Origin of the sequence: Leucobacter exalbidus, assembly GCF_017834145.1 — a bacterium.
Lineage (GTDB): Bacteria > Actinomycetota > Actinomycetes > Actinomycetales > Microbacteriaceae > Leucobacter > Leucobacter exalbidus.
On sequence record NZ_JAFIDA010000001.1, the window covers coordinates 2,132,918 to 2,147,158 of the forward strand.

Genomic DNA, 14,241 nt, shown 5'->3' on the forward strand with positions numbered 1-14,241 from the left:
ACCGGTGGTAGCCAAAGCTCCTGATAAGCCGTCAAAGTCTGGCTTGTCGGCGCGGGTGCCGTGGCGAAAGGTGCTGCCACTTATTGGTGGGGTAGTGGTGCTCGTTGTGGTGGCGGTGTTAGCTGCTCGATGGCTACGTACTCTGCCTGAGGTGCAGGATTTTCTACTGAGGAATCCGGGAAGTCCAACGCTTCCTGACTCCGCACCAACAGGTCTTCCTGGATGGATGGGCTGGCAGCACTTCTTCAACATGTTCTTCATGGTGTTGATCGTGCGCACTGGATTGCAGGTGCGCAACGAGAAGAAGGCGCCCGCATACTTCACTCCCAAGGCGCGCTCATTCTTCTCCCCGAAGGGGAGCACACCCAAGAAGGTCAGCATTTCGCAGTGGATTCATCAGGCACTCGATGTTTTCTGGATGCTTAACGGACTGATCTTTGTCGTGCTGCTCTTCGTGACCGGGCAGTGGATGAAGATTGTGCCAACCAGCTGGGATGTTTTCCCGAACATGGTGTCAGCCGGGTTGCAGTATGTATCGCTCAACTGGCCGCACGAAAATGGCTGGCTGCACTACAACGCACTGCAGATGATCGCTTACTTCGTCACGGTATTCATTGCAGCTCCCCTCGCCGTGATCTCAGGCATCCGGTTCTCGACGTGGTGGCCAGATCAGAATTCGCGCTTGACCAAGATCTATCCGGTTGAGTGGGCGCGCGCCATCCACTTCCCGGTGATGATCTACTTCGTAGCGTTCACCGCTGTGCACGTCTTCCTCGTGATGTTCACGGGCGTGCTCAAGAACCTGAACCACATGTATACCTCGCGAGACGTTGTTGACGGCTGGGGTCTTGCGATCTTTGTGGGTTCGCTGATCGTCATTGCCGCTGGCTGGGTACTGACGAAGCCGCTCTTCATGCAGCCCATTGCAGAGAAGTTCGGCTCGCTTTCTAAGTAGCTTTGAACTGATTCATGAACATATCCGGAAAGGTGCGTTTCAAATGAGCACAATCGACACACCCACTCTCCCTCTGCTGGAGCACATCATCGGTGGCGAGAGAGTCGCTGGGAACACGACGCTCCCGGTCTTCGACCCGAGCACGGGCAAGGAAATCGCTGCGCAGGCAGTCGCCACCGAACAGCACGTCGACATGGCCGTCAACGCTGCCTCACTCGCCTTCAAAACCTGGCGTCGCACGAGCGCGGCCGAGCGTTCCGAGTTGCTCCACAAGCTCGCAGACGCTGTCGCGGCTGAGCAAGAGAACTTTGCGCGTCTTGAGTCGCTTGACGTTGGAAAACCAATTAGTGCTGCCCGCGCAGACATGCCATATCACTGGGACACACTGCGGTACTTCGCGGGCGCCATTAGGGTCGCTCACGGGACAAGCCTGGGTGAGGTCGCGCCGGGCCTCCACTCTCGAGTCGAACGTGAACCTTTGGGAGTCGTTGGACTCGTCATTCCGTGGAACGCACCGCTGTTGGAAGCCCTATGGAAAATTGCGCCCGCCCTCGCCGCAGGTAATACGCTGGTAATGAAGGTGAGCCGGGTAACTCCGCTCACCACCACGCGCCTGTTTGAACTCGCGAGCGAGATCTTCCCTCCCGGCGTAGTCAACCTTGTGCTCGGCGATTCACTGGGCGGCAAGGCCCTTGCAGCACACCCCCGCGTCTCGCTGCTATCGCTTACCGGTTCAACGAATACGGGCAAGCAAGTTGCAGCGACTGGCGCCGGATCGCTGAAGCGCATGCACTTGGAACTGGGCGGCAAAGCACCTGTTCTTGTGCACCCCGGTATTGACCTCGCGAAAGCGGCCGCGGAGCTCGTGGCTACCGGTTACGTGGGGGCGGGACAGGATTGCACGGCAGCGTGCCGGGTAATCGTCCACGAAGCCGCATACGATGAATTCGTACCCCACTACCTTGCAGAGGTAGATCGGATTCGCATGGGCGCCGGGCTCGACGAGGCATCCACGATGGGGCCGCTAGTTTCAGACGTGCAGCGTGACTCGGTCCAGGGGTACGTTGATCGTGCGAAGTCCTACGCGACGATCGCTCGTGGCGGCGAAGGGTTCGTTGGTGATGGCTACTTTGTTCAGCCAACTGTCGTGCTTGATGCGGCACAGGACTCAGAGATCATCCAGCAAGAGGTGTTTGGTCCCGTGGTATCGATTCAGCGCGCTCGAAACGAAGAAGAAATGCTCACCTGGGCGAATGGCACGCCTTACGGGCTCGCCGCGAGCGTCTGGACGAACGACCTGAACGTCTCCCAGAGGGCAACCCGCGAACTCGACTTCGGCACGGTGTGGGTGAATACCCACATGCAGGTTATTCCGGATGCACCCTTCGGCGGCTTCGGCGAATCGGGATACGGAAAAGAGCTTTCCATGATGGCGATCGAGGAGTATTCCCGGTACAAGCACGTCATGGTCCAGTCCAACTAAGAATAACTCTCAGGTAAGGAAGTTCAGTGATGACAACGAATCCAACAATTCTTGATGTGTTTCATAAGCAGATGGCGGCATACGGCGAACGTAACGTCGAGCAGCTGATGACCACATTTAGTGAGGACTGTGTTCTGCAGGACATGGCCGACCCCGCGGCCCCCTTCGAGGGGCACGCTGCAGCTCGTGGCTTCCTCGTCGACTACTTCGCAGACCTTGCGAATGTAGACGTCAATATCACTAAGGTTGCCCAGAACGAAGACACCGTTTTTGGGGAACTTGATGTGACCGCGGACTGGGTAAGTGAGCCTTTCTCCCCCGAATCTCCCCGACGAGTGAACTTCAAGTACGTCATCGTCGACACCTTTAGAGACGGGCTTGTGGTGCACGAGCGGTTCTACTGGGACAGCGAGTCGCTGCAGAAGCAGCTGGTGGTGAGCGAAGACGCATAACGCCAAGCAGCTGTTTTGGTGCCGGCATTACGGGGACGATTCATATCCCGCAGTTCAGACTGCGGCGTATGAGTCGGCCCCGTTTTTGTGTTGTCAAAGTACTAAACAGCTCGTGGCGATTTGTAATATTACCGAATGGCGATAGCGCAAAGAATTCTAGATTGATAGGAGAGCAGAGCTCGATTAAGAGTTCAATCTATTCTTTGTTGCAAAGGAGCATCAGTCATGAGTACAGAGACCGGCCTAGCCGCAATCATCCCGCCTGACATTCGTGAGGAAGGCCAATTACACGGAAACCTAGGCGTCATCGACGTCATGTTTACCGTCATTGCCTATAACGGCCCAGCCGTCGTTTTTATGGGATTCCTCCCCGTGCTTATCCTGTGGGGTAACGGGGTAGGGGCGCCGGCAATGATCCTCGCTGCCGGCTCGCTGCTGCTGGTGATTGCGAGCGGATTGATTAATGTCTCGTCAGCGTTGAAGCGGCCCGGTGGTTTTTATGCTTTGGTCTCTGCGGGACTTGGCCGAATGGCTGGTCTTGGAACCGGGTTTACTGCTATTTTCACGTACTTCGCCGCGGTATTGAGTGTGTACGCTATTGCGGGCACGGCATTCTCCGATCTTCTGGAGAACTTCTTCGGTGCTGAGCGGGTTCCGTGGTGGACGGTAGGTCTGGTCTGCGTGGTAGCAGTAGGTTTTCTAGGGTATTTCAACATTCAGCTGTCAGCCAAAGTGTTGTACGTTTTCCTGACACTGGAGTTTTTGCTCATCATTGCGTACATCATTGCCGTGATTGCGCAGGGCGGCGCAAACGGCTTTGGACTTGACTCGTTTAAGCCGGAGTACATGTTTTCTGGAGCGCTGGCTGTCGGAGCGCTCTTTGCAATCACTATTTTTGGTGGGTTTGAAGCAACGGTAATCTTCAGAGAAGAAGTACGCGACCCGGACCGCACTATCAAGCGCGCTACGTACGGCGTTATTGCGCTTCTGGCGATTTGCTACGCGCTGCTCTCGTGGGTATTTATCTACGCGTACGGTCCCGGAGTTATTTTGGAAGTCTTAGGTCAGGACATCGCAGGTGCCGCGGGCCAGAGCGTTCGCGAATACGTTGGAGAAGCGGCCTACCTCTTCGCAAATATTTTGCTATTTACTAGTGCCTTCGCCTTGCAGTTGGCCTCGCATAACATTCTGACGCGCTACGTCTATAACTTTGGCAAGGATCGTATTCTGCCGAAGTCACTTGCTGCGATTCATCCTAAGAATGTTTCGCCGTACAAAGCATCGATTGCGGTATCGGTGGTGTGTGCAGTCGGCGTTGCTGGAATTGCGATCTCTGGGGTTCCAGACGACATCCTCTACGCAACAATTGCCTCGTTCCTCACTTACGGCATGGTGATCCTTGTGACGATGGTGTCATTCGCGATTGGCGTTTACATGCTCAAACACAAGACAAGCAACCTGTTCCATGCGGCCTTGATGTTCATCGGGGGTGGAATCTTTGCGATTACTACAGTGTTCGCAACGGTTCGATTCGATCTGTTGAGTGGGCTTGTTGGCACCCCGGCATTGATAATGCTTTCGGTGTGCTGGGCATTCATCCTCAGCGGTGTCGGCCTTGGGTATTACCTGAAGAAGAAGAAGCCCGAGATTTATCGCAACGTCGGGCGCCGCGACAACTAGGTACAAGGAAGCGTCTCTGTCTGTGCGGTGTGCTAGCGCTGCACAAACAGAGACGCCGCGGCAGCTCCGCACACCCGCCTCGGTGATTTCACAAACTCTCTAGGACATCGTTGGTGAAGCGCACAATCCCACTGGCTCTTTGAACGAGAGAGACTTGTGAAGAGGCCATCCGTGACGACCAAAGGAGTTCCAATCATGACACCTCAGATACAACGGGCCAATGATGAGCCGGCCGATGTCTTGATCGTCGGAGCAGGTGCCTCGGGTGCCACCGCTGCCCGAATCCTTGCGGAGAGCGGCTTCTCTGTCACCTGCCTAGAGCAGGGCGGATGGGTGAGCCGGCTCGACTTACCGAGCGCTAAGCCCGAGCGTGAGGTATTCACCGCTCGCGAGTGGAACCCGAACCCGAATGTTCGCAAAGGTGCTTGGGACTACCCGTGTGACGTTACGGACGCTGAAGTCCACCCGATTAACTTCAATGGCGTCGGCGGAAGTACGGTCTTCTTCGGAGCCGAGTGGCCTAGGTTCATCCCCTCCGATTTTCGCATCAAGAGTTTGTATGGCTTCGCTGATGACTGGCCTATGAGCTATGAAGACCTTGAGCCGTACTACGATCTCGTGGACGAGATGATCGGTTCTTCAGGACGGCCCGGAGATCCCGCGTATCCAGGTGGCGTGACGCCCCCGATGCGTGAGGCTCCGATTGGGCGACTTGGCGTTAAAGCTGCCGCGGGCATGAACAAATTGGGTTGGCACTGGTGGCCTGGCACGCACGCCATCATGACCAAGAACCAAGGCGACCGTGGCGCATGTGCCCGGTGGGCCATGTGTATGTCAGGCTGCCCTGAGGGCGCCAAGGGCGCGTTTGACGTGGCTATGTGGCCAGCCGCGATCGCGGCAGGTGCACAGATTATTACCGAGGCACGCGTGCGCGAGGTGACGGTCAATAAGCGAGGGCTGGCAACCGGAGCGACCTGGATCGACGCAGAAGGCAAAGAACACCACACTTCCGCCAAAACCGTTATCGTGTGCGGCAATGGCATTGGGACGCCGCGCCTGCTGCAGATGTCGACCTCGAGCCTGTTCCCTGACGGTCTCGCGAACTCCTCGGGGCTCGTCGGTAAGAACCTCATGATGCATCCGTTCGTCGGGGTGCTCGGAATCTACGAGGAGAATCTTGAGAGCTGGATGGGGCCGCTGGGCGCCAACCTGTACTCCCTTCAATTCGCGGAAACAGACCTGAGCCGCGGGTTCCAGCGGGGCGCGAAGTGGGCCGCCATGGGCATTCCTGGCCCGATGGATGTACTGGAACGCTATTCAGATCTGCCGCTGGCAGAGCGAACTGGGGCCGCCGGCCAGCGCATCGTGGAACGGGCGCTCGGAAAATCCTTTGAGTGGACGGCCTCCATCGAAGATATGCCGAGTGAGAGCAACTTCGTATCGCTGAGCAAGGATCTCACCGATGGTTCGGGCCTTCCTGCCCCCAAGATCACCTACCGCCTCTCGGATGACAGCAAGCGCAACCTTGACTGGAACGTGGAGCGCATGGAAGAGGCACATATGGCGGCCGGCGCTATCGAGACTAAGACGGTTCCCTGGATGCCCGCGGTTGGTTGGCACACCCTGGGCACCGCCCGAGCCGGCAACGATCCCGAACGTTCGGTCGTTGATGGATTCGGTCGCTCGCACGACGTGCCGAACTTGTTTGTGATGGACGGCAGCGTGTTCACCACCTCGTCGTCAGTAAACCCGACCCCGACCATTGCAGCTTTCGCGGCACGCGCCGCAGAACACCTCATGGAAACCGCGGCAGATCAGGAAGTGCCACTGTGAATCTAGACATCACCACCCGACTGGATGAAGCTACGCGTGCTGAAGTGACACGCATCATGGATGTGCTGCTTCCCGGCACTGACACGCTGCCGAGCGCGTCCGCGGTAGATGCCCAGGGCGAGCTGCTCGATATGGTGCTGCGCGCCGACCCCACGCTCGAGCCCCTTGTGCGGCTCGCGGGTGAGCGTGCGGCCGGTGTGGAGCTCAGTTTTGATGTTATTGAGAGCTGGTTCGGGGAAGACGCTGAACGCTTGGTGTTCGCGCTCCATGCTGCTTATTACATGTCTACCCAGGTGCGCGAGAAGCTCAGCTACCCGGGCCAAGTACGGGCACCCGTGTCTCTCGCAACTCCAGACCAGCTGTGCAGCGAAGAGCTGATTGCCCCCGTAGAGGCACGTGGTCCTATTTTCGTGCCCACTCCCACAGAAGCCTGACGGTGACCAAATGACTCAGCAGACAACGACACCAAGGACAATGTGCGCCTTGGTTGCTCGGGGCGGGGCGGTGGCGTTTGAAGAGCGTGACGTGCCCAGCGTGGGCCCAAGGGATATCTTGGTGCGCACCACGGCGGCTTCGATGTGCTCGGCAGACCCGGCAGCAGCCTCAGGCTCCTTCGATGTGGTTGCCGCCGAAGGAGACGCTGAATCTGTGCTTCCTGGCATTATCATCGGCCATGAAGCGGTAGGCGTGGTTCAAGAGATCGGCTCAATGGTCACGGGGTTCGCGGTGGGCGATCGTGCCGTTTCTGCCTCGACGACTCCCTGTGGCCGGTGCGCGAACTGTCAACGTGGCTTTGGCGGGCATTGCCGCGGAGAGATGTGGGGTGGCTATTCACCCGGAGTGTCCAGGGACGGCACGCTCGCAGAATATTTCATCGTGCCCGATGCCGAAGTGAACCTTGCTAAGGTCCCTGACGCGGTCTCAGACGCCGGCGCCGTATTTATCTCTGACTCCTTTTCGACAGGCTCAACCGCAATCGAAGAAACCGGTTTGCCGCTTGGCGGTACCGTTGTGGTCTTCGGTCAGGGGCATATCGGCCTGGGTGCGATTGCCGCGGCCAGCGTTGCGGGTGCCGGGCTTGTCATCGCAGTGCGTTCGCGCGCGGGCAGCGAAGACGTGGCACAGCGCATGGGGGCAGATATGGCTCTCAACCACGCCGAACATGACGTTATGGCAGAGATCCTCCGGCTCACAGACGGAGTAGGCGTTGATCTTGCGGTTGAAGCTTCTGGTTCAAAAGCAGCGTTCGCGCAGGCAATCGAAGCTACCCGTCTCGGGGGAGAAATAAGCGTGATCGCGACCTACGCCGGTGGCGACGACAGCCTCACCATTCCGCTTCCGAGCTGGGGCTGGGGCGTTGGAGATAAGACCATTCGTTCCAGGTTCCAGCGCTCTGGCGGAGAACGTACAGGGCGATTGCTCCGTCTCATCGAACGACACCGAGTGGATGTCACGCCAGTGTTCACGCACGAGTACTCGTTCGACGCTGCACTGCAGGCGTTCGCTGACGTGCGTGATGGTGCTCCAGGGCTCATTAAGCCTTTGATCCGATTTAACTAAACCACGAAAAATTAATTTAGAGGAAGAATACGTGATGTCAGAAGAACGCTGGGACGTTGTAGTCATCGGTGCTGGTTTCTCCGGCCTGACCGCGGCACGTGATTTGAGCGAGCAGGGCCGACGAGTCCTCGTCTTGGAAGGCCGCGATCGACCGGGCGGACGTACCTGGTACCGCAACTTTGCAGACACCGACCACCTCGTTGAAATGGGCGGTACCTGGATCTCTAACGTGTGGATGACCGCCCTCATGGAAGAGGTCAACCGGTACGGGGTTGAACTCGTTGACCAAGAAGGCATGGACTCCTTCTCGTGGGCCACTGGCGGGGAGGTGCGTAAGCACGCCCCGATTCCACCCGAGGAATTCGCAGCCGCGGAGCCGGCGTTAATCGCGCTCCACCAGGCCTTCCTTCGTACGCCAGATGGGGAGCTTCGAGAGGGGGACGACTACTCGGATCTTGACGTTCCTGTGTCGGAGTGGCCTCCCTTCGTTGCGCTCCCGACCGCGACCAAGGAGTTCGTCTTCGCCTGGGCCGCGATGTATGCCGGTTGTGGTCCTGAGAACGTCTCGGTCATGCACTTCAGCATGATGCTCTCAGGCTTTGGGAACAACGTGAGTGCACTCCACTACGGCTTGTCGCAGCGCTATTCGCACGGCACCAAGGAGCTCATTAACGCGCTCGCGAATAATCTTGACGTGCGTTACAACGAGGCGGTTAGCCGCATCGAAGACACCGCAGACGGCGTGGTGATCACTACGGAGACAGGCACCTTCGTAGCCAAGCGCGTTATTTGCACAGTTCCCATTAACTCGCTTCACCGCGTCACGTTCTCGCCCGAGCTTCCTGAGGCAGCCCGTGGTATGGCAAAGAAGGGTACTACGTCGCAGTCGATCAAGTCCTGGGCGCTCTGCCGTAACGTTCCGAAGGGCTTCCTCGGGATCGGTTGGAAGACCGGGTTCGAGTGGTCTGCAGAGGTCTACCGACTTGAAGACGAGACCTCATTGGTTTGCAGTTTTGGTGTTGAAGATAACTTGGTAAACGCCACCGATATTGAAAGTGTGCAGAATGCGCTGCGACGCTTTGAACCAGGCATCGAAGTCATCAAAATTGATAGCCACGATTGGCGCGCAGATAGGTTTGCAGACGGCACCTCGATGATCGTGGAGCCGGGTTGGATCGTAAATAACGACTGCCACGCATTTGCGGCTCCACATGGTTCGGTGTATTTCGCCGGCGCTGACCACTCGGTGCAGTGGACCGGCTGGATGGAGGGCGCAGTGCGCAGCGGAAAAGCTGTCTCTGCGCAGGTCCACGAGTCGCTGTAACCTCGCGGTTCTCTGTAAACCAACAACGGCCCGTCACCTCTCGGAGGTGACGGGCCGTTGTGCTTAGGGTTACGAAACTAGCCGCGCGGCACCACGATGACGCCGCGGTAAGCGGGGTCGCCCCAGCGGGTGACAAGGTCGACACCCGAAAACGGCATGGGCATCTCGCTCGTATCGACCCAGGTTTCACCCTGCTCAGACTCGACCCACGGGTCAGACACGATCAACGCGTCACCGATGACATCGTGCGCGAGCACCCAGTGCGGGGTCGGGTCGCCGATGAGCGGGTCGAGGTCAATGAGCAAGAACACGTCTGAACCCTCGGCCACGAGCTCAGCGATCTCTTCGACTGGCACCCAGCGGCGCTCGATCTCTACCCCGAGCTCTTTGGCCGCCCGCTGCGAGTCACGCTGCAGCTGCTCGCGCAGCCGGTACTCGTGCGGCTGATCGGCGTACCACTCAAGCAGCACGAGATCTTCGGCGCTCAAGATCACGCGGGGGAGCCCACGCGTAACCCCGGTCGCGGTGATCTCTTCGGCGGTGGCGACCGCGAGGCCCACCGGTTCGCACGCCGGCATGTTGGTGGCCCGGCGCCAGAACGACAGCTCACGGCTCTGGTTGGCGTCACCGTCAGCCCCGAACTTCGTCAGCCCCGCGCCCTCGAACATCATCAGTGACGTGACGGCCCCGCAGGTGACGTCGGTGGTCTGCCCGTAATACGGCGCGCGCCGGGTGGGGGCCGCACCGAGCCACTTCGACCAGCCGCGTGCGTGCGTTGCTGACCCTGGCCGGGTGCTCTCCACCGACGGCACCGGATCAACATCGCGCACAAACCCCAGATCGGCAAGGATCTCGGCGTGAGCCTCAGTGAGCGGGGCTGCGCCCGGGTGCTCCTCAAACTTGATGACGATGGGCTCGGGGCGGGTATCGCTCACGAAGCCGCGATCGGCCACGGCCGCCGCAACGGCGTCGCGAAACGCCTCGTCGGTGTCGGCGAACACGTCGACGATTTTGCGGGCCGAGGTGTGGGGGCGGCCAGCGGTGAGGGTCGAGGCGACGACGCGGCCGGGCTCGGCCTGCGTGGCACCTGCTTCGTGCACGCGCACGGTGCGCGGTGCCCAAAGTTCGCGCGGCGTGCTCCACAGGGTGGCGCGTGCTTCGCTTGTGATGGCTTCGGGGGCGAGTGCACCATCGGTGACGTGAATCTCGTGTGTGGTCATCGGGGATCCTCCTCAGGGGACAGCGTGCCGGGGGCCAGCGGGGCTGGCGCCAGCGTATCGGGCGTGACCTGGGTAGTCGTGGGTGCGGCCGGTGCGACTGAGATGGTACCGGCCGGGGCCTCGTTGGGTGCCGCGGCGCTCGCAGTGGCGTTGTCCGCAGCGGAGTCGCTCGGGTCAGTCGCCGGAGCCCGCTGAATGCTGTCAGCGGTGGCCGCCGCGACCAACACCTGCGTGTACGGATGCTGCGGGTTGCGCAGCACCTCGCTGGTGGCGCCGGCCTCAACGATTTCGCCCTGGCGCAGCACGATTGCACGGCTTGCGATCTGTGCGACGACCCCCAGATCGTGCGTGATGAAGAGCATGGCGAGACCGAGCTCATCGCGCAGCCGGGCAAGCAAACGCAGAATCTGTGCCTGCACCGACACATCGAGCGCCGAGACACTCTCGTCACAGATCAGCAGCCGTGGGTTGGGCGCCAGCGCACGGGCAATGGCCACGCGCTGGCGCTGCCCGCCCGAGAGCTGCGAGGGGCGACGATCGGCCAGGGCCACATCGAGTTCGACAAGCTGCAACAGCTCGTCGACCGATGACGCGGGCCGCTGGGCGGCGCTGAGCGCCTCCTGCAACGCCTGGCGCACCGTGAACGACGGGTTGAGCGTGGAGTAGGGGTCTTGGAAGACGATCTGCATCTCACCCGGGGTGCGGCCCTTGCGGCCGGTGGGGAGCGAGAGCCCGTCGAGCGTGACCGTGCCGGTGTCGGGCACATCGAGGCCCGCGATGCAGCGCGCGAGCGTTGATTTGCCAGAGCCCGATTCGCCGACGACGGCGACGACTTCGCCCGCGGCCACCGTAACCGAGGCATCACTGAGCGCCTGCACGCTGGCGAACCGCTTGGACAGGCCCTGCGCTTCAAGCACGACGGTGCCGCGGGCGGCGCCTGCTGCTGCCGCCGCTGTGCCAGGTGTCGATGCCGGATCAGCGGCTGCCGCAGAGTCGAACACCTGCTCGCCGGGCCCATCAGTAATGCTGGGGTTCGCGTCGATGAGCGCCCGCGTATACGGGTGCTGCGGATCGCTGAGCACCCGCTCAGTCGCCCCGCGCTCGACCACTTCGCCCGAGCGCATCACGAGCAGCTCGTTTGCGCGGCCAGAAACCACGCCCAGGTCGTGACTGATCAGAATGAGGCTCATGTGGTGCATGCGCTGCAGTTCGGCGAGCAGATCAAGCACCTCGCCCTGCGTGCTCGCATCGAGCGCCGTGGTGGGCTCATCGGCGATCAGCAGGCGCGGCTCGGCAGCGAGGGCCGCCGCGATCGCGACGCGCTGACGCATACCGCCCGACAGCTCAGACGGGTAGCGGCGTGCAATGGTGGCGGGCAGCCGCACCTCTGCGAGCCGCTTCGTGACTTCGGCCGAGAGCGCGGATCGTGACGGTGCCGGCTGGCCGGCAGCGCGTGCCCGCGCACGAATCGTGGCCGCGATCTGGGCACCGCAACGCATCACGGGGCTGAGGCTCGTGAACGGATCCTGCAGCAGCAGCACCGCGCGGCGACCGCGCACCTGCGCCCAGGTGTCATCGCGGGTGTCAGCCAAATCAGTGGCGTGCGCGTCGATGACGGCGATGCCCGTGGCTGAGGTGCCGCGGGGCAGTAGGCCGGTGAGGGCGCGGGCGGTCATGGATTTGCCTGATCCGGATTCGCCAATGATCGCGAGCGTGTGGCCCGGGCGCACATCGAAATCGAGCGGCTCGACGATCGTGCCCGCGGGGCCCGAGACAGACAGTCCCGTGACCGTGAGGCCTGAAACCGTGGGGCTTGTGGGCGAAAGATCGGTAGCGGTTTCGCTCACTGGAGCCCCCGTTCGCGCAGGCGCTCACCGAGGTGATCGCCGAGCAAGTTGATGGCCATGGTGACGAACACAATCAGCAGCGCCGGCACGATCAGCATGGCGGGATTGTCGCCCATGAGGCTGCGCCCGTCAGAAATTTGGCGGCCCCAATCGGGGGTGCCCGGGGCGACGCCGATGCCGAGGAACGACAGGGAGGAGAGCGTGACGATTGCGATGCCCAGATTGAGCAGCAGGTTCGTGAGGATCAGCGGCCAGACATTGGGCACGATGTGGCGGTACATGATGCGGGCGGGCGACAGTGACAGCATCTGCGCCGCCTCGACGTAGGGGCGGGGCGTCTGCTCGGTGACGCCGGCGCGCACGATGCGAATGTCTGACGGGCAAAACAGCAGCACCAGCAGCGCCACGGTCACCCAGTAGCCCGCACCGAAAATACCGGCGACCACGATCGCGAGCAGCATCACGGGCAGCGACAGCAGCACATCAACGATGCGCCCAATCACGGTGTCGGTGATGCCGCCGAGGTATCCCGCGAGGGTGCCAAACACGATGGCAAGCAGCATCGAGCCCACGGCGATGACGGCGGGGCCGGCGATGGCTGATCCTGATCCAGCGAGCGTGAGCAACAAAATATCGCGGCCCAGCTCATCGGTACCGAGCAGGTGCCCCGGGCTGCCCGGCGGCAGCAGCGAATCGAGAATGCTCTGCTTGGTGGCGAGGCCCACGAGCAGCGGGGAGATCGCGGCCGTGATCGTGACGGCCACCAGCAGCACGGCCGAGGTCACAACGGTCCAGTCGCGTCGCTTGCGCGCGGTGAACGTGCCCGCGCCGGTGCGCGGGGTGCGGGGGAGTGCGGTGGTCATCGGTTCAGCTCCTTCGCGCGCACGCGGGGATCGAGCAGCACGTAGCTGAGATCGACGAAGATCGTGATGACCGCGATGGTCGCGGCGACGAGCAGCGTCACCGCCTGCACCACGGGCAGGTCTTTAAACAGCACCGATTCTTGCAGCAGCGAGCCGATGCCGGGCAGCGCGAACACCGTTTCCACGATGATGGTGCCGCCCACGATGAAGGTGAGAATCAGGCCGGCTCCGGTGACGATGGGAATCGCGGCCGAGCGCAGGGCGACGGTGCGCACCTCGCGCTCAGACAGCCCGCGGGATCTTGCGAACGTGACCGCGTCGCTTTGCAGCTCGCGCAGCACCGCGGCACGGGTCATGCGCATCAGGATCGCCCCGATGCCGGCGGCAAGCGCGCACGCGGGGAGCACGAGATGCCAGAGCGTATCGAGGCCGCCGGTGCCGCCGCCGTACGCAGGAAACAGCGGAATTAGCATCGCGAACAGGTAGAGCAGCAAAATCGCGAGCGCAAATGAGGGCGCCGAGAGGCCGAGCAGCGCGAGCGCGCTTGCGACACGGTCAGTGGCCTTGCCCTCGCGTGCCGCGCTCAGAATGCCCAGCGGAATCGCGGTGACGACCGCCACGAGAAACGCGAGCACGATCAGCGCGACGGTGCTGCCGAGGCGCTGCCCGATCACCGTGGTGACGGGCTGTTGCATGCGAATCGAGACCCCAAAATCGCCACGCAGGGCGCTCCAGAGCCAGTCGAGATAGCGCACAAAGAACGGGTCATCGAGGTGATATTGCGCCCGAATGGCCGCGATCGCGTCGGGTGAGGCCGGCCTAGTGCCGAGCAGGTTCTTCACGAGGTCGCCCGGTGCGAGATACATCAGCGAGAACGTGAGAAATGAGATGACGATCAGGATCACGATGACCCCGATGATGCGCGCCGCAATGGCGCGACCGAGCGCCCGCCCCTGGCCTCCCGCGCGTTGCCGCGGGGAGTTCAGGGGCGGGGCCGGATTGAGATCGATCGAGGTCACCGGGT

General features: G+C 61.3%; 12 protein-coding genes. 8 read left to right on the forward strand and 4 right to left on the reverse strand.

Features of this window, described 5'->3' with window-relative positions:
- Positions 1-226: 226 nt before the first annotated feature.
- The 8 genes from JOF28_RS09670 to JOF28_RS09705 all read left to right on the forward strand — a co-directional run bounded on the left by JOF28_RS09670 (position 227) and on the right by JOF28_RS09705 (position 9,287).
- The gene (locus JOF28_RS09670) at positions 227-955 is read left to right on the forward strand and encodes a cytochrome b/b6 domain-containing protein (protein ID WP_245189922.1); all 729 of its coding nucleotides are present in this window, start codon (positions 227-229) and stop codon (positions 953-955) included.
- 43 nt (positions 956-998) lie between these two features.
- Positions 999-2,438 (forward strand): aldehyde dehydrogenase family protein, encoded by a 1,440-nt coding sequence (locus tag JOF28_RS09675; RefSeq protein ID WP_209705567.1) that lies wholly within the window; start codon positions 999-1,001, stop codon positions 2,436-2,438.
- A 29-nt stretch (positions 2,439-2,467) separates the two neighbouring features.
- Positions 2,468-2,890 carry a nuclear transport factor 2 family protein gene (locus JOF28_RS09680; protein ID WP_209705568.1) on the forward strand — a complete coding sequence of 141 codons (423 nt, stop codon included), beginning with the start codon at positions 2,468-2,470 and terminating at the stop codon, positions 2,888-2,890.
- 225 nt (positions 2,891-3,115) lie between these two features.
- Complete coding sequence (locus tag JOF28_RS09685) at positions 3,116-4,570, forward strand: APC family permease (protein ID WP_209705569.1); 1,455 nt, start codon at positions 3,116-3,118, stop codon at positions 4,568-4,570.
- A 195-nt stretch (positions 4,571-4,765) separates the two neighbouring features.
- Positions 4,766-6,403: a GMC oxidoreductase gene (locus tag JOF28_RS09690; RefSeq protein ID WP_209705570.1), complete on the forward strand. Its 1,638-nt coding sequence runs from the start codon at positions 4,766-4,768 to the stop codon at positions 6,401-6,403.
- The gene (locus JOF28_RS09695) at positions 6,400-6,837 is read left to right on the forward strand and encodes a hypothetical protein (protein WP_209705571.1); all 438 of its coding nucleotides are present in this window, start codon (positions 6,400-6,402) and stop codon (positions 6,835-6,837) included. The genes JOF28_RS09690 and JOF28_RS09695 overlap by 4 nt, the downstream gene beginning before the upstream one ends.
- A gap of 49 nt (positions 6,838-6,886) precedes the next feature.
- The gene (locus tag JOF28_RS09700) at positions 6,887-7,963 is read left to right on the forward strand and encodes an alcohol dehydrogenase catalytic domain-containing protein (RefSeq protein ID WP_209705572.1); all 1,077 of its coding nucleotides are present in this window, start codon (positions 6,887-6,889) and stop codon (positions 7,961-7,963) included.
- Between the two features lie 34 nt (positions 7,964-7,997).
- Positions 7,998-9,287 (forward strand): flavin monoamine oxidase family protein, encoded by a 1,290-nt coding sequence (locus JOF28_RS09705; RefSeq protein ID WP_209705573.1) that lies wholly within the window; start codon positions 7,998-8,000, stop codon positions 9,285-9,287.
- A 77-nt stretch (positions 9,288-9,364) separates the two neighbouring features.
- Here JOF28_RS09705 and JOF28_RS09710 read toward each other — a convergent pair whose 3' ends face one another.
- From JOF28_RS09710 to JOF28_RS09725, 4 genes are read right to left on the reverse strand one after another with little or no spacing between them, the layout of a single operon-like run.
- Complete coding sequence (locus JOF28_RS09710) at positions 9,365-10,507, reverse strand: peptidase C39 family protein (RefSeq protein ID WP_209705574.1); 1,143 nt, start codon at positions 10,505-10,507, stop codon at positions 9,365-9,367.
- Entirely contained in the window at positions 10,504-12,354 is a 1,851-nt protein-coding gene (locus JOF28_RS09715; protein WP_209705575.1) for a dipeptide ABC transporter ATP-binding protein, read from the reverse strand. The genes JOF28_RS09710 and JOF28_RS09715 overlap by 4 nt, the downstream gene beginning before the upstream one ends.
- Positions 12,351-13,217, reverse strand: coding sequence for an ABC transporter permease (locus JOF28_RS09720; RefSeq protein ID WP_209705576.1), 867 nt, complete (start codon positions 13,215-13,217; stop codon positions 12,351-12,353). Before JOF28_RS09720 ends, JOF28_RS09715 begins: the two co-directional genes overlap by 4 nt.
- Complete coding sequence (locus JOF28_RS09725) at positions 13,214-14,236, reverse strand: ABC transporter permease (RefSeq protein ID WP_342452140.1); 1,023 nt, start codon at positions 14,234-14,236, stop codon at positions 13,214-13,216. Before JOF28_RS09725 ends, JOF28_RS09720 begins: the two co-directional genes overlap by 4 nt.
- Positions 14,237-14,241: the final 5 nt, after the last annotated feature.